Consider the following 15,236-nt stretch of genomic DNA (forward strand, 5'->3'; position numbering starts at 1 on the left):
GCCACCGACGCGGCGGCCGCCACGTGACCCCGCGGACCTACCGGGGCCTGATCGCCCGCATCGGGGGCCGGTCCGCCAGCGACACCGGCGAGGTTCGCCGGGTGTAGCCCTGAGAGTCGGCGCCCCCGGGGCCGACGGCGACGTACTGGGTCAGCCCGACGCCGGAGTCCGGGATTCCGCAGCGCGAGAGCAGGGTGGCGATGATCTGGCGGCTCATCACGCCCAGCTCGGCCAGGGCCCGGTTGCGATGCGCGCGCACCCCCAGGTTCACCTGGGCGATCGCGTCTAGACCCAGCCGGTCGAAGGTGTCCACCAGCAGGCCGATCTCCACGCCGTAGCCCGGCGCGAACGGCACCGAAGTCAGCAGTTCCCGGGTGGCCGCGTACTCGCCGCCGAGCGGCTGCAAGATGGAACCCAGCTCGGGCCGCAGCGCCGACAGCAACGGCCGGGCGACCAGCTCGGTGACCCGCCCACCGCCGGTGGCGCTGACGTCGCCGCCGACGTCGCCGAGGTCGCTGAGCTCGCTGCCCCGCAGCGGCCGTCGGTAGAAGCTTTTGACCAGGTGAACGCCGTCCCCAGTGAGCAGCGGACCGACCAGCCACGGCACGAACATCGGGTGCGGGTTGATCAGGTCGGAGTCGACGAACACCACGATGTCGCCGCTGGTCACCGCCAGCGATCGCCACAGCGCCTCGCCCTTCCCCGGGCGTATCGGCACTTCGGGCAAGGCCTGCTCGCGGCTGACGACGCGGGCGCCCGCGGCGACCGCCCGGATCTCGGTGTCGTCCGTGGAGCCGGAGTCCAGCACGATCAGCTCGTCGACCAGCCCATCGACCAGCGGTGAGATGCTCTCGATTACCGACGCGATGGTTTCTTCCTCGTCGAGGGCCGGCAGCACCACCGAGATGGTCCGCCCGGCCTTCGCGGCCTCGAGCTCGGCGATGGTCCAGTTCGGACGGCTCCGCCTGTCGTTGGCCAGCCACACCTCCCCGGGCCGGGCGGCGAGCGCCCTGTCGTTGGCGAGATCGCCGACGACCAGGTCCGATGCCGTCATGCCAAGCCCCTCACCGTGCGCGTCGGCGGGCGCGTGCCCTGGATCGAGGCCACCATTTCCAGCACCCGGCGGGTGGCCGCCACCTCGTGGACGCGAAACATCCGCGCACCGGCGGCGGCCGCCAGCGCGGTCGCCGCCAACGTCCCCTCGAGCCGCTCGGTCAATTCCACCCCCAGAGTCTCCCCGACGAAGTCCTTGTTGCTCAAAGCCATGAGCACGGGCCACCCGGTATCGACAAGATCGCCTACGTGGCGCAACAGCAGCAGCCCGTGAAAGGTGTTCTTGCCGAAGTCGTGCGTGGGGTCGATCAACACCCGGTCGCGGGCCACTCCGCACGCCACCGCCCGCTCGGCGGCGGCGGTGACCTGCGCGATGACGTCGTCGACCACGCCGCGGGTGCTGGTTCCGTAATTCACCCGAAACGGGCGGGTGCGAGGCAGCGCGTTGCCGGTGTGCGAACACACCAGGCCGGCCCCGAACTCCGCGGCCACCTCCGGTAGCGCCGGGTCGATGCCTCCCCAAGTGTCGTTGATCAGGTCCGCGCCGGCCGCGCAGGCCACCTTGGCCACCTCGGCGCGCCAGGTGTCGGCGCTGATCAGCTGGTCCGGATAGGCGCCGCGCAGCCACTCGATGAACGGGACCAGCCGAGCGATCTCGGTGTCGGCGTCGACCTCTTGCCCGGGGCCGGCCTTGACGCCGCCGACGTCGATGACGTCGGCGCCCTCGGCGACGGCCTGGTGCACCGCCGCCCTGGCGGCCTCGTCGCTGAAGGTCGCGCCCCTGTCGTAGAACGAGTCCGGGGTGCGGTTGACGATGGCCATGATCAGCGCGCGATCACCGGCGACCGGGCGGCCACACAGCGTCGATCGGCCGGCTGACGCCGACGGTGTCGATTGCACACGTCCATGGTGCCCGGTCGCCGGCGGCGGCGCCGCTTGGGGACCGGTAGCCGGCGCGCGGGAAGCCTCGTGGGCTGCCCGACGCTCGAGTGTGCGGCCAGCCGCACAGTGGACGCCGAGTGTGCGGCCAGCCGCACCGTCGGCGTCATGCGGACGCCAGGGACCGCTTAGGGGCGTTCGCCCTCCGCCACTTCGCCCGGGTACTCGTCGTAGAACGGCACGTAGCCCTCGTCGCGCCCGGCCAGCACATACAGCGGGTCCTTCACGTCGGAGCCGTAGGCCTGCTCGCGCAGCTCCACCTTGCGGCTCTTGAAGGTGGTGGTCTGCTCGATCGAGTCCACCACCCGCACGAACAGCGGCAGCGCGTAGGCCGGCAGCTGGTCGTAGACGGCGCGGGCCAGCGACTTCCCGTCGAACTCGGCGCCGTCGCGCAGCTTGACCGCGGCCATCCCGGCGCGCCCGCCGGTGCGCGGCACCTCGACCCCGAAGACCGTGCAGTCCTCGACGGAGTCGTCGGACGCCAGCGCCGCCTCGACCTGGGTGGTGGCCACGTTCTCGCCCTTCCAGCGGAAGGTGTCGCCAAGCCGGTCGACGAACGCGGCATGCCCCAAACCCTGCGGGCTCATCACGTCGCCGGTGTTGAACCAGCAGTCGCCCTCACGAAAGGCATTGCGCACCAACTTCTTTTCGCTCGACTCGGGGTCGGTGTAGCCATCGAAGGGCTGCAGCCGGTTGACCCGGCTGAGCAACAACCCCGGCTCCCCGGCCGGCACGCGACGCACCCGCCCGTTGTCGTCGCGCAGCGGGGCGCCGGTGTCGGGGTCGTACTCGACATAGGCCAGCGGCATGGGGAAGATGCCGGTGGACCGGGGCACGTTGAAGACGTTGATGAACGCGGCGTTGCCTTCGCTGGAGGCGTAGAACTCGCACACCCGGGCGATGCCGAACCGCTGGGTGAACTCGTCCCAGATCTCCGGGCGCAGGCCATTCCCGGCGATCACCCGCACCTTGTGCGCGCGGTCGGTGGGCTTGGCAGGCTGGTTGAGCAGGTACCGGCACACCTCGCCGATGTAGATGAACGCCGTGGCCTCGTTGGCGATCACTTCATCCCAGAATTTCGACGCCGAGAACGACTTGCCCAGCGCCAGCGTCGCTCCCGAGTTGATGACCGACGACAGCGCCACCGTCAGCGCGTTGTTGTGGTACAGCGGCAGGCAGCAGTACAGGGTGTCGGAGCTCTTCAGCCGCAATCCGATGCCGCCGAACGCCGCGAGCGCCTTCAGCCACCGCAGGTGTGTCATGATGCTGGCCTTCGGGAAACCCGTTGTGCCCGAGGTGAAGATGTAGAACGCGGTGTCCCTGGCGTGCACGGCCGACGCGGAGGCCGGGTTGGTGGCCGGGGCGCTCACCGCGAACCGCTCCAGGTCCTCGACGGTCAACGTCTCGGTGCTGCCCGCGCCGCCGCACTCGGCAACCGCGCTGACCAGGTCGGCCTCGGCGATGAGCACCTTGGCGTCCAGCAGGCCGAGGCTGTGCGCGAGCACCTCGCCGCGCTGGTGGTAGTTGAGCATGCCGGCCACCGCCCCGCATTTGACGGCGCCCAGCATGGCCAGCACGGTGTTGGGCGAGTTGCGCAGCATGATGGCGACGACGTCGCCCTGGCCGACACCGCGCGCGGCAAGCACGGCGGCGTATCGGTTGGCGGCGGCGTTGGCGTCGCGGTAGGTCAGTTGCTGATCGCCGAACCGCAAGAAGATCCGGTCGCCGTAGCGGGCGGCCCGGTCGGCGAACACCGTGCCGATGGACTTCTTGGAGCCCGGCTGGGCCAGCAGCCCGGTCATCGCGCCACGCGCGATCACCGGCAGGTCGGCCAGCACGGCCGGCGCCCGTAACGCGACGTCGGTCAGTTTGACCGTCGTGCGCGCTCCCCCGTCACGATCGGACACGTGATCCCCTCGATTCGTCTTCTTCGAAGTCAAGCTCGGCGGACAGCCTAGTAGGGGTGGCAAACCGGCCGGTGGCTTCAGGCGGGCGCGCAGGCGTCCAGCGCCGCACCCACCTTGTCGACCAGCACCAACCGGTCCATCGCCACCTGTGAGACGTAACCGCTGTCCAGCAAGCCGCACAACCAGGTCCACAGGCCTTCGTAGTGGCCGAAGGGATCGAGCAGGACGATGGGTTTGCCGTGCAGGCCGAGGAAGCCCGTCGTCCATGCGTCGAGCAACTCGTCGAGGGTGCCGATGCCACCCGGCAGCACGACGAACGCGTCGGCCCGGTCTTCCATGAGCTGCTTGCGCTCGCGCATGGTGTCGCTGACGATCAGCTCGTCGGCGTCCGCGTCGGCGATCTCGCGGCGCATCAGGATCTTTGGGATGACGCCGACGGTTCGGCCGCCGCGGGCGCGCGCCGCCGTCGCGACCGCACCCATCGCCGACACCCGGCCGCCACCCCACACCAGCGTCCAGCCGCGCTCCGCGATCGCCTCGCCGAGTTCCGTAGCGACGCCGAGCAATTCGGGGTGCTGCGGGCCGGATGCGCAGTACACACACACCGACCACCCGCCTGATGAATCGAGTTCGCCGGGCATATCCGCCAAAGGTAGACCAACCGCCTGGCGCCCGTCATATCTGGGGCTTTCACCCTGCCGCGCGGGTCGCACACCATAAAATTCGGCGGTGCCGATTCGATGGAACGTCCCCCGACATGCGACGGCCTCAGAGCGGCTCGATGCGGCCTTGGCGGGCGGGGCCCGCGGAGCGGTGGTGTTGGGGCCCGACGGCGGCGGCAAATCCACGCTGGCCCGGGTGGCCGCCGAGCGTTTCGCCGAGCGGAATCCCGCCACGCTCATCCGCTGGGTCACCGGCACCCCGACCGAACGCGGGGTTCCGTTCGGGGCGTTCAGCCACCTGGTGGAGATCACCGACCTCGGCAAGCCGGCCGCGCTGCTGCGGGCCGCCCGGGCGTCACTGGGCGGTGACGACCTGCTGCTCGTCGTCGACGACGCCCACCACCTGGACGTGCTGTCGGCCACGCTGGTGTACCAGCTGGCGCGCGACGGCGCCGGACGGCTCATCGTCACCGCCCGCGCCGACTGCGCTCCCGAGGCGATCGCGGCGCTGTGGGGCGACGATCTGCTCACCCGGATTGACATCGAGCCGCCGGTCGGGGGGGCCGCCCCGGCGGAGATCAACACGTTCCTCGCCGAGCTGCCCGCCGCGGCGCGTTCGGTGCTGGAGTATCTGGCCGTCGCGGAGCCGCTGTCGGTCGCCGATCTGACCGCGCTGGCCGGTGACGGCGCGGTGACCGACGCGGTGACGTGGGGCGCGGCGGAGACTTGGGCCCGGGGCGGCTTTTCCGACGACCCCGTCGTCTACACCGCCCACCCGCTGTTCGCCGAGCGGACGCGCGCCGCGCTCGATCCCGACGACGCGCGTCGGCGACGCACCGACCTGGTCGAGCTGCTGTCCCGGCGGCCGTCGGACCATCTCAGCGACCGGCTGCGGCTAGTGTCGCTGGCGCTGGACAGTGACACTCCCCCGCGGGTCGCCGAGGTCTCCGCCGCGGCGCAGCAGGCGCTGCGGCTGGGCGACCTGGCGCTGGGCGAGCGGCTGGCCCGATGGGCGCTGCAGCGGTCCGGCGGGTTGGTGGCGCGGCTCGCGCTGGCGCACGCCCTGGCCTGGCAGGGCCGTGGCCGCGAGGCCGACTCGGTGCTGGCCGACGTCGACTCCAGCGCGTTGACCGAAACGGCGCTGATGGATTGGGCGCTGCTGCGGGCGGCGAACCAGTTCTGGATGCTGAGCGAACCGGAGCGCGCCACCGCGTTCCTGCGGACGGTGCGCAATCGGGTCACCGATGCCGGCCCGCGCACCACTCTGGACGCGCTGAGCGCGACGTTCGCGATGAACGCCGGCAATGTCGGTCACGCCGTCAAGGTCGCCGCCGGCGTCCTCGCATCGCCGTCGGCCGATGACCAGGCGGTGGCGTGGGCGGCCAGCGCGGCCGCATTGTGCTCGGCGCGCGAGGGCCGATTCGATGACGTCGAGCCCTTGGCGCAGCGCGCCCTGGGCGCCGAACACCCTGGGCTGCTGCGCTTCACGATCGGGCTGGGACAGACCACCGCGCTGCTGATGGCCGGCCGGCCCGACCAGGCCCGCCGGCTCGCCCAGCAGTTCACCGACTTCGCCGAGCTGCAACAGCCGGGCCGCGCGATCGGCGAGGTGCTGCTGGCGCATGTGCTGATCGCCGGTGGCGAGTTCGCTGCTGCGGCCGGGCTATTGGCTCCAGTGGCCGCCACCCTGGAGCGAACCGGTTATTCTTGGGGTCCGTTGTCGCTGACGCTGCTGGCCACCGCGCTGGCCCAACAGGGCGACACTGCCGCGGCGGCGAAAGCGTTGAGCAGGGCCGAATCCCGGCATGGCACCAAATCGGCGCTGTTCGCGCCCGAGCTGGGCGTGGCGCGGGCGTGGCGGTTGGCCCTGGTGCGGGACACGCACGGCGCGGTGGCCGCCGCGCGCGACGCCGCCCGGATGGCCGAGCGCGGCGGGCAGCGGGGTGTGGCGTTGCGGGTATGGCACGAGGCCGTGCGGCTGGGCGACGTCCGGGCCGCCGATCCCCTGGTCCGGCTCTGTGACGAAATCGACTGTGTCGCAGGCAGTCTCGCGTTGGCACACGCCCGCGCGCTGGCCGCCGGCGATGGCGCCGGGCTGCGAGCGGTGTCGGACGAGTTGACGTCGATCGGCATGCACGCGGCCGCCGCCGACGCCGCCGCGCAGGCGCAGCGGTGCGGGGGCGGGGCCGGTTAGCCGCTCAGGTAGCCGCGCAGCACGTCCACCGCGGCGGTGATGTCGGCGACCGCGACCCGCTCGTCGCGCTTGTGGGCCAGGTTGGGGTCGCCGGGCCCGAAGTTGACCGCCGGTATGCCCAGGGCGGCGAACCGGGCCACGTCCGTCCAGCCGTACTTGGCCCGGACGTTGCCGCCGGCCGCCTCGACCAGGGCCGTGGCCGCGGGTTGGGACAGCCCGGGCAGCGCGCCGGCCGCCGCGTCGGTCTGTTCGATGTGCACGTCCAGCCCGGCGAGCACGTCGTGCACGTGTTGCAGCGCGTCGGGCAGCGACCGGTCCGGGGCGAAGCGGAAATTGATGGTCACCGCGGCCGCGTCGGGGATGACGTTGCCCGCCACACCCCCGTCGATTCGCACGGCCGACAGGCCCTCGCGGTAGACGCAGCCGTCGATGTCGACGCTGCGCGCCTCGTATGCGGCCAGCCGTTCCAACACGGCGCCAAGCTTGTGAATCGCATTGTCTCCCAGCCAGGATCGCGCCGAATGGGCGCGTGTTCCGGTGGCGCTGACCAGCACGCGCAGGGTGCCCTGGCAACCGGCTTCGATGTAACCTCCGGTGGGCTCGCCCAAGATGGCCACATCGGCGGACAGCCAATCCGGCAGCTCGCGTTCGATGCGGCCCAATCCGTTTGCGGCGGCTTCGATTTCCTCGCAGTCGTACATCACCAAGGTGAGGTCGTGCACCGGGTCGGCCACGGTGGCGGCCAGATGCAGGAAGACCGCGTCGCCGGATTTCATGTCCGCCGTGCCGCAGCCGTAAAGGTCGCCGCCCTCACGGCGGCTGGGCAGGTTCGCGGCCACCGGCACGGTGTCCAGGTGCCCGGCCAGCAGCACCCGCGACGGCCGCTGGTGGTGCGTGCGCGCCAGCACGGCGTTGCCGTTGCGAACGATCTCGAAGCCGCGGGTTTGGGCCCGCAGCGCGGCCTCGACCTCGTCGGCCAGCCGCGCTTCGTCCCTCGATTCGCTGGGGATGTCGACCAGCGCGGCGGTCAGCGCGATCGGATCTGCGCGTAAGTCCAGCACGCTCTCACGATAGTGGCGATCGCAAGCGCGGCCTTGGCGATCGCAAGCGCGGCGGAGCCGGGCGCCGCGGGTCGCCACCATCAAAAGTGGCGATCGCAAGCGCGGCGGAGCCGGGCACCGCGGGTCGCCACCATCAAAACCCCGCGGCGATCGCAAGCGCGGGCGCTAGACGAGCAACCGCGTGGGCATCACCTTGGGCTTGACGCCGTACCGCGGCCCCATGCCATAACCGCCCCGCCCCGCCGACGCGACGGCCGGCATTCCGGACGCCCACGTCGTCTGGGTCTCTTCGGCCGGTGCGGTCCAGCCCGTGCCCGCGACGGTCTCGGCGGGAACGACCCGGGGCGTGGCCGCCGACCACGCGGCGGGCGTCGACAGGCCACCGACCGGGGAAGCCGCGCCCATGCTGGCCAACACCGGTGCGGCGCCCCCGCCCGCGGTGCTGACCGGGGCCGCCGCGCTCACCAGGGCACCACCGCCGACGGCGCCCTGCACGTCGCTGGCGACGCCGGCGGCCGCCGCCGTGTCGAGGGTGTGGTTGTAAAGGATGTTGGACACGATGGTGTTGAACACGTTCCAGGACACGACGTCGAAACCCGCGTTGCCGACGTTGGACACGACCGGGTCACTCAGCACGCTGTCCAGCGCGCTCAGGCCGGGCGGGTCCGGCAGCGCGGCCGGCGCGGCGAACGACTGCACGGCGTTGGGCACATTGGAGACAACCCCGCGCAACCCACTCGTCTGCGCGGTCGTGGCCGCGGTCTGCACGCCCAGCCCACCCGGGCTGTTGGTGGGCGCCGGTGACGTCAAAGGGCTCAGCCGGGCCGCGGCGGCCGACGACGCGGCGTAGCCATACATCGCGGCGGCGTCCTGGGCCCACATCTCGGCGTACTGCGCCTCGGTGGCGGCGATGGCCGGGGTGTTCTGGCCCAGCACGTTGGTCGCGACCAGGGCCGCCAGCTGCGCCCGGTTGGCCGCGACCAGTGGCGGCGGCACGGTCATCGCGAAGGCCGCCTCGTAGGCGGCCGCCGACGCCATGGCCTGCGCGGCGGCCTGCTGCAACTGGCCGGCGGTGGTGTGCATCCATTGCACATACGGCTGGGCGGCGGTGACCATCGCGACCGAGGACGGGCCCATCCACTCCTCGCCGGTGAGATTGGCTATCGCCGCCTGGCTGGCCGCGGCGGTCGTGCTCAGTTCATCGGCAAGGCTGCTGAACGCCGCCGCGGCGGCCATCATCGGGCCGGCGCCCGCGCCGGTGTACATGCGTAGCGAATTGACCTCTGGGGGCATTGCCCCGAAATCGAATGTCATTGCGGTACTCCTGTTCTTGGCTGCTGTCTGGGAGGTGCTAAATGGCTGGCTTCGGCATGACGGTCGGCTTGACCCCGTAGCGCGGAGCGCCGAGGCCGTACCCGCCGCGCCCGCTCGCGGCCATCGATGGCAGGCCACCCGGAACGGTGGTCATCGATGCGGTCTGGGGCGCGGCGCTCGTGAAGCCCGCGCCGGTCAGCGTCGTTGCGGTCGGATTCGCCACGGGGACACCGTTTGCCGCCCAACTGGGTGGCACCGACAAGGCGCCGATCGAGGGCCCTCGGCCCATGCTCGCCAGCACCGGCGCCGCACCGGCGGCCGCGGGGGCCGGCGCCGCGGGGGCACTCGCAGTCGCCGAGCTCAGACTCGGGGGCACGAAATTCGGGATCCCGGACGCGCCGGCGACGGGTGCGAATTGTCCCTCGCCCAGGGTGATGAAGTCGGACGCGGCGGCGCCGACGTTCTGCCCCCACTCGATGGTGGTGCCGAGCGAGGCGTCCCCGGGCGGTGGGTCGGCCGCCGCGGTCGGTGCGGCGCCCGGAGCGAATTGCTGCAGCGCCGTGGCGCTGGTGCTCACCCGGTTGGCGGCTTCCGTCGTTCCGTACGAGCCGGCGTTGTTGTTCAGGTTGTTCACCATCGATTGGTGAATCGCCCTCGCCTGGGCGCTGACCTGCTGGTACCAGGTGCCGTAGGCCGAGAATTGCGCGGCCTGCAGCGTGGACACCTCATCGGCGGCCGCGGGAGCGATGCTGGTGGTGGGCGCCGCGGCCGCGGCATCCTGGGCGGCCATCGACGAGCCGAGCCCCTCGAGGATGCTCGCCGCGGCCAGCAGGCCCTCGGGCCGTGTGGTGACAAAGGACATGTTTTTCTCCTCCCGCGATCAAGCGGCCGCCATGGGCCGCGACGACAGAGCCCGCGGCAACGCCAGCGGCGACCCGCGGGCCCCCGGAAGCTAGGTACCCCAAACGGCGAAATTCACGCGCTGACCTGCCCAGACCGGCGGGGCTGACCACCCGCGAACGCGCACGACGAGCCCGGCGGCGACCAATTGCCTTGCCCGCGTGGGCCTTTGAACACCAAAGGCCGTCTTGAGGGCGCGCCGCCCGCGGGGCGGGCGGATTGGGGCGCGGCCCACGAAGTAACCTGACCGCCGTGACAAGAGCAGCAGGTGCCGAAGGGATAGGCCTGGCGACGCTGGCCGCCGACGGATCGATCCTCGACACGTGGTTTCCCGCACCGGAACTGACCGAGTCGGGCACCAGCGCGACGTCGCGGCTGGCGCTGTCCGATATTCCCTCGGAACTGACCACCCTGATCGGACGGGACGACGACCGCGGCACCGAGACCGTTGCCGTGCGCACGGTCATCGGCTCGCTGGACGACGTGGCCGCCGACGCCTACGACGCCTACCTGCGATTGCATCTGCTCTCGCACCGGCTGGTGGCGCCGCACGGACTGAACGCCGGCGGCTTATTCGGGGTATTGACCAATGTGGTTTGGACTAATCGCGGGCCGTGCGCCATCGAGGGATTCGAGGCGGTGCGGGCCCGGCTGCGCCGCCACGGGCCGGTGACGGTCTACGGCGTCGACAAGTTCCCGCGGATGGTCGATTACGTGCTGCCGGCCGGGGTGCGCATCGCCGACGCCGACCGGGTGCGCCTCGGAGCCCACCTGGCCCCGGGCACCACGGTGATGCACGAGGGCTTCGTCAACTACAACGCCGGCACGCTCGGGGCGTCGATGGTGGAGGGGCGCATCTCCGCGGGCGTGGTGGTGGGCGACGGTTCCGACATCGGTGGCGGGGCCTCGATCATGGGCACGCTGTCCGGCGGTGGCACCGAGGTGATTTCGATCGGCAAGCGGTGCCTGCTGGGCGCCAACGCGGGCCTGGGCATCTCGTTGGGCGACGACTGCGTCGTCGAAGCCGGCCTGTATGTCACCGCGGGCACCAAAGTCATTACCCCCGAAGGCAAAACGATGAAGGCCCGGGAGCTCTCGGGCGGCAACAACCTGTTGTTCCGCCGCAATTCGGTGAGCGGGGCGGTCGAAGTGGTGGCCCGCGGCGGTCAGGGCATCGCCCTGAACGAGGACCTGCACGCCAACTAACCGACTCCCAGCGCTGTGCCGTTGGTTTCGGGCAGCAGATAGGTGCACACCAGGCTGACCGAGGTGAGGGCCGCCAGCATGAACCCGATGGCCCAGCTACCGTACGTCGCCTGCAGGGTCCCAGCGATCAGCGGCGGCGACGCGCTACCGACGATGCCGGCGAGGTTTTGCGCCAGCGCCGTTCCGCTGTAGCGGTAGCGGGTGGCGAACAACTCGGGGATGAACGCGGCCGTCGGGCCGGAGCCGATCGCCGCGGCCGTGCACATGCCGACGATCCCCACCGCATACCCCACGGGATGGCCGGTGTTCAGCAGCGGCATCACCAGAAACGACCACAGCAAACAACAGCTCCAGCCCACCAGCATGATGCGACGGCGCCCGAGCCGGTCGCACAGCGTGGCCGACGCCGCCATGAACGCCATGCTCGCGACCCCGCACAGCGCGCCGACGAACCAGATGAAGGTGCGCGAATACCCCAGATGGGAGTGCGCGTACATCGCCAGATAGGTGTGAGCCATGTAGACGAACCCCAGCGCGCCGAGGATGCTGCCCGCGGCCAACGCGATCTCACGAGGCTGCAGCCGCAGCAGTTCCGCGAGCGGGGTTTCGGGTATCAGCTCACGCGCCTTCTCCTCCGCGAACACCGGGGTCTCCTCGATGTTCAGGCGCACGTACAGCGCGAGCGCGACCAACACCCCGCTGAGCAGGAACGGCAGCCGCCATCCCCACTGCAGAAACGCCGGACTGCCCTCGCCGATGGTGAGGTTCACCCCGAGGAAGGTCGCACTGCTGAGCACGGCCGCGATGCCACCGCCCATCAACGTGAACACGCCGTACCGGCCGCGCCGGTCGTCCGGCGCGTACTCGGCGCTCAGCAACGCCGATCCCGCCCATTCGCCGCCGACGGCGAACCCTTGCAACAGCCGAAGCGCGACCAAAATCGGCGGCGCTGCCGCGCCGATCACCCCGGAGCTGGGAACCAGGCCCACGCACACCGTCGACAGGCCCATGATCAGCAGCGTGGCGACTAGGGTCTTCTTGCGCCCCAGCCGATCCCCGAAGTATCCGAACACGGCCGCACCGATGGGCCGGGACAGAAAAGCCGTCGCGAACGTCCCCATCGAGGCGATCGTGGCGCCGGAAGGGCTGAGGTGCGGGAAGAAAACCATGGGGAACACCAGTGCCGCCGCGGTCCCGTAGATCATGAAGTCGTAGAACTCGATCGCCGAACCCACGAGGCAGGCGACGGCGATCCGGCGCATGGGCGCTGGCCCGGTGACGACGGTCGCGGCGGGGGCGGGCGTTACGTTCCGTGCCATCACTCGTCCGACGGTAGGTGAAGGTTCGCGGTCACGCTTGCGGGACAGCCTGCGAAATTCCTGCGCGTTGCCCAGCGACCGTTCGCGAGCGTGCGTGTCTGTACGACGACACGCCGGGCGGCGCGTACCACTGTGCACGCTCGCGCGCAACGCGCTCAGCCGTCGGTGAGCAGCTGCTTCTTGAGTACCTTGCCCATGGCGTTGCGCGGCAGCGCGTCCACGATGCGGACCTCACGCGGGCGTTTGTGCACCGAAAGCTGCTGGGCGACAAAGTCGATCAGTTCGTCGCCGGCGGCCGATCCGACGACGAACGCGACGATGCGCTGACCGAGATCGTCGTCGGGCATCCCGACGACGGCGGCCTCGGCGACACCGGGGTGCCCGAGCAGCACCGTCTCGATCTCACCCGCGCCGATGCGGTAGCCGCCGGACTTGATCAGGTCGACCGATTCGCGCCCGACGATGCGGTGCATGCCCTCGGCGTCGATCACCGCGACGTCGCCGGTGCGGTACCAGCCCTCGTCGTCGAACGCCTCGGCCGTGGCGTCCGGCCGGTTCAGGTAGCCGTCGAACATCATCGGCCCGCGCACGTGCAGCTTGCCGACCGTCTGTCCGTCCTGCGGCACCAACCCGCCCTCGTCGTCGACCACCCGGGTCGCCACACCGGACAGCGGCAGCCCCACCCAGCCCGGGCGTCGCTCGCCGTCGGCGCGGGTGGACAACGTGATCAGCGATTCCGAGGCGCCGTAGCGTTCGATGGGCTGATGGCCGGTGAGCCCGGCCAGCCGGTCGAACACCGTAACCGGCAGGGGCGCGCTTCCGGAGACCAGTAGCCGCGCCGGGCGCAGCGCGCGGGCGGCCGCCTCGTCGGCCCCGACCCGCGACCACACGGTGGGCACCCCGAAAAACAGCGTCCCGCCGTGGTCGGTACCGGCCTGCGCGTAGCCCTGCGGTGTCGGCTTTCCGGTATGGACGAAGCGATTCCCGATCCGCAGCGACCCGAGCAGCCCTAGCACCAGCCCGTGCACGTGAAACAGCGGCAGGCCGTGCACCAGGACGTCGTCGGCGGTCCACTGCCAGGCCTGGGCGAGGGCATCGAGGTCGGCCGCGATCGCCCGCCGGCTCAGCACCACGCCTTTGGGCAGCCCCGTCGTGCCCGAGGTGTAGATGATCATCGCGGTCGCGTCGGGCGACGGTTCGGGGTAGCGGTGCCAGGAACGGGCGTGCAGGCGCACCGGGATGCGCGGCAGCCCTTCCGACTCGTCCGGCGCTTCCCCGAGCCAGGCCTGCGCTCCGGAGTCGGTGAGCATGTGCCGGCGCTCGGCGGCGCCGACGTCGGAGGGCACCGGGACGAAGGGCACCCCGGCGATCAGGCAGCCGGTCACCGCGAGCACCGTCGCGGCGGTCGGCGCGGCCAGGATGGCGACGCGGCCGGCGCCGCCGACCCGTTCGGCCACCGAGGTAGCGGCGCCGACCAGGTCGCTGCGGCTGAGCACGGTGCCGTCGATGCGCACCGCGTCCGGGACGTCTTTGGAGGTGAGGACCGAAGGATCAAGCGACGCCAGCAGCACGACAGCAGGCTACCCGGGCGGGTCAGCCTTTCTCGTCCCAGATCTTGGTCAGGGTCGACAGGATCTCCTCGCCGCGGCCCAGCCCGCCCAGATGACTTTCGCCGGGGAGCACGATCAGCTCGCAGTCGGGCAGTAAGGACACCACGTGCTGACCGTGCGCGAACGGCACGATGTGATCGCTGTCGCCGTGCCACCAGCGCACCGGGACCTTGACCTCGTCGAGCCGGAATCCCCAGTCCCGGGTGAACAGGATGATGTCGTTGAACGGGGCCGCCAGTTGCTTGCGGCTTCCGTTGAGCAGGTCGTCGAGGAACATGGCGCCGAACTCGGGCCGGGTGAGCAGGCGCCGGTCGGCCTCGGGCGATACCGCGGCATATAAATAGAGCGCGGGATTCGCCACCGGTCGGATCGCCCGGACCAGTAGGCTCGCGCCGATCCGCAGCGGATCACCGCCCAGCCGCAGCAGCGGCGCCACCCGCTTGCCCAGGTTCATCAGGCCGCTGGTGATGCCTTCGCCGCCGAGGAACGGCGCGACGCCGCCGAGCACGCCGCAGGCGACGACCCGATCGGACAGCACCGCGGCGGACGCGAGCGCGTACGGGCCGCCGCCGGACAGGCCGATGACGGCCATCTTGTCGATGCCGAGCGTGTCCGCGATGGTCCGCAGGTCGTCGGCGAACGCCCGGATGTTCTCGTACCGGTGCGGCGTCGACGACCCGATGCCGGGCCGGTCGAGGCCGATCAATCGGATGTGGTGCCGCTCGGCGTAGACGCGGGCCTCCACCGGGATCTGCCGGCGGGCGCCCGGGGTGCCGTGCAGCCAGAACATCGCCCGTCCCTGCGGGTCGCCGAACTCGGCGAAGCCGATCTGGCGGTCTTCGCCGACGGCGACGTTTCCTTCGAGCTTGGGGCGGGCGATCTCGATGACCATGTCGAGCAGCTTGGCACGAGACGCGCGGCTGACAAAGGGCGGCTAGTGTCGTGCGCCAGGAATTCGTTGAAGATATGAAGCGAGGCGTTCGAAGATCTCATCTGCAGTCTTGGTCCAGTTGAAGGGGCGCGGGTTGTCGTTCCAGGCGGTGATCCAGTCCCGGATGTCTTTTTCGAGCG

General features: G+C 71.0%; 12 protein-coding genes. 2 read left to right on the forward strand and 10 right to left on the reverse strand.

Annotation, left to right across the window (positions count from 1 at the left end; translation table 11 throughout):
- Positions 1-37 precede the first annotated feature (37 nt).
- The 4 genes from BST14_RS19820 to log form a co-directional block, all read right to left on the reverse strand.
- Complete coding sequence (locus BST14_RS19820; RefSeq protein WP_083066079.1) at positions 38-1,054, reverse strand: glucosyl-3-phosphoglycerate synthase; 1,017 nt, start codon at positions 1,052-1,054, stop codon at positions 38-40.
- Positions 1,051-1,875 carry a dihydropteroate synthase gene (gene folP / locus BST14_RS19825; protein WP_083066092.1) on the reverse strand — a complete coding sequence of 275 codons (825 nt, stop codon included), beginning with the start codon at positions 1,873-1,875 and terminating at the stop codon, positions 1,051-1,053. Before folP ends, BST14_RS19820 begins: the two co-directional genes overlap by 4 nt.
- 245 nt (positions 1,876-2,120) lie before the next feature.
- Positions 2,121-3,899: a long-chain-acyl-CoA synthetase FadD6 gene (gene fadD6, locus BST14_RS19830; RefSeq protein WP_083066080.1), complete on the reverse strand. Its 1,779-nt coding sequence runs from the start codon at positions 3,897-3,899 to the stop codon at positions 2,121-2,123.
- A 77-nt stretch (positions 3,900-3,976) separates the two neighbouring features.
- Positions 3,977-4,540 carry a cytokinin riboside 5'-monophosphate phosphoribohydrolase gene (gene log / locus BST14_RS19835; protein ID WP_083066081.1) on the reverse strand — a complete coding sequence of 188 codons (564 nt, stop codon included), beginning with the start codon at positions 4,538-4,540 and terminating at the stop codon, positions 3,977-3,979.
- 88 nt (positions 4,541-4,628) lie between these two features.
- Between log and BST14_RS19840 the strand changes: the two genes are divergently transcribed.
- Positions 4,629-6,755 (forward strand): AAA family ATPase, encoded by a 2,127-nt coding sequence (locus BST14_RS19840; RefSeq protein WP_169926112.1) that lies wholly within the window; start codon positions 4,629-4,631, stop codon positions 6,753-6,755.
- On the opposite strand, the gene dapE is transcribed toward BST14_RS19840, so the two are convergent.
- From dapE to BST14_RS31465, 3 genes are all read right to left on the reverse strand, one after another.
- Positions 6,752-7,816 (reverse strand): succinyl-diaminopimelate desuccinylase, encoded by a 1,065-nt coding sequence (gene dapE, locus BST14_RS19845; RefSeq protein WP_083066082.1) that lies wholly within the window; start codon positions 7,814-7,816, stop codon positions 6,752-6,754. The genes BST14_RS19840 and dapE overlap by 4 nt on opposite strands.
- Before the next feature lie 165 nt (positions 7,817-7,981).
- On the reverse strand, positions 7,982-9,130 hold the full coding sequence (locus tag BST14_RS19850; protein ID WP_083066083.1) for a PPE family protein: 1,149 nt from the start codon (positions 9,128-9,130) through the stop codon (positions 7,982-7,984).
- A 37-nt stretch (positions 9,131-9,167) separates the two neighbouring features.
- A complete protein-coding gene (locus tag BST14_RS31465) occupies positions 9,168-9,992 on the reverse strand; it encodes a PPE family protein, SVP subgroup (RefSeq protein ID WP_083066084.1) in 825 nt (274 codons plus the stop codon).
- 290 nt (positions 9,993-10,282) lie between these two features.
- Between BST14_RS31465 and dapD the strand changes: the two genes are divergently transcribed.
- On the forward strand, positions 10,283-11,236 hold the full coding sequence (gene dapD / locus BST14_RS19860; RefSeq protein ID WP_083066085.1) for a 2,3,4,5-tetrahydropyridine-2,6-dicarboxylate N-succinyltransferase: 954 nt from the start codon (positions 10,283-10,285) through the stop codon (positions 11,234-11,236).
- On the opposite strand, the gene BST14_RS19865 is transcribed toward dapD, so the two are convergent.
- From BST14_RS19865 to BST14_RS19875, 3 genes are all read right to left on the reverse strand, one after another.
- Positions 11,233-12,498, reverse strand: a complete 1,266-nt coding sequence (locus BST14_RS19865) for an MFS transporter (protein WP_083066086.1) — start codon at positions 12,496-12,498, stop codon at positions 11,233-11,235. The genes dapD and BST14_RS19865 overlap by 4 nt on opposite strands.
- A gap of 212 nt (positions 12,499-12,710) precedes the next feature.
- Positions 12,711-14,126, reverse strand: a complete 1,416-nt coding sequence (locus tag BST14_RS19870; RefSeq protein ID WP_083066087.1) for an acyl-CoA synthetase — start codon at positions 14,124-14,126, stop codon at positions 12,711-12,713.
- Between the two features lie 22 nt (positions 14,127-14,148).
- Complete coding sequence (locus BST14_RS19875) at positions 14,149-15,057, reverse strand: alpha/beta fold hydrolase (RefSeq protein ID WP_083066088.1); 909 nt, start codon at positions 15,055-15,057, stop codon at positions 14,149-14,151.
- Positions 15,058-15,236 lie beyond the last annotated feature (179 nt).

Origin of the sequence: Mycobacterium arosiense ATCC BAA-1401 = DSM 45069 (assembly GCF_002086125.1) — a bacterium.
GTDB lineage: Bacteria > Actinomycetota > Actinomycetes > Mycobacteriales > Mycobacteriaceae > Mycobacterium > Mycobacterium arosiense.

Coding starts and splice junctions, on each gene's coding strand:
- log (WP_083066081.1), bottom strand. CDS start 4,540: ATGCCCGGCGAACTCGATTCATCAGGCGGGTGGTCGGTGTGTGTGTAC.
- BST14_RS19875 (WP_083066088.1), bottom strand. CDS start 15,057: ATGGTCATCGAGATCGCCCGCCCCAAGCTCGAAGGAAACGTCGCCGTC.
- BST14_RS19820 (WP_083066079.1), bottom strand. CDS start 1,054: ATGACGGCATCGGACCTGGTCGTCGGCGATCTCGCCAACGACAGGGCG.
- BST14_RS31465 (WP_083066084.1), bottom strand. CDS start 9,992: ATGTCCTTTGTCACCACACGGCCCGAGGGCCTGCTGGCCGCGGCGAGC.
- BST14_RS19865 (WP_083066086.1), bottom strand. CDS start 12,498: ATGCGCCGGATCGCCGTCGCCTGCCTCGTGGGTTCGGCGATCGAGTTC.
- BST14_RS19850 (WP_083066083.1), bottom strand. CDS start 9,130: ATGACATTCGATTTCGGGGCAATGCCCCCAGAGGTCAATTCGCTACGC.
- folP (WP_083066092.1), bottom strand. CDS start 1,875: ATGGCCATCGTCAACCGCACCCCGGACTCGTTCTACGACAGGGGCGCG.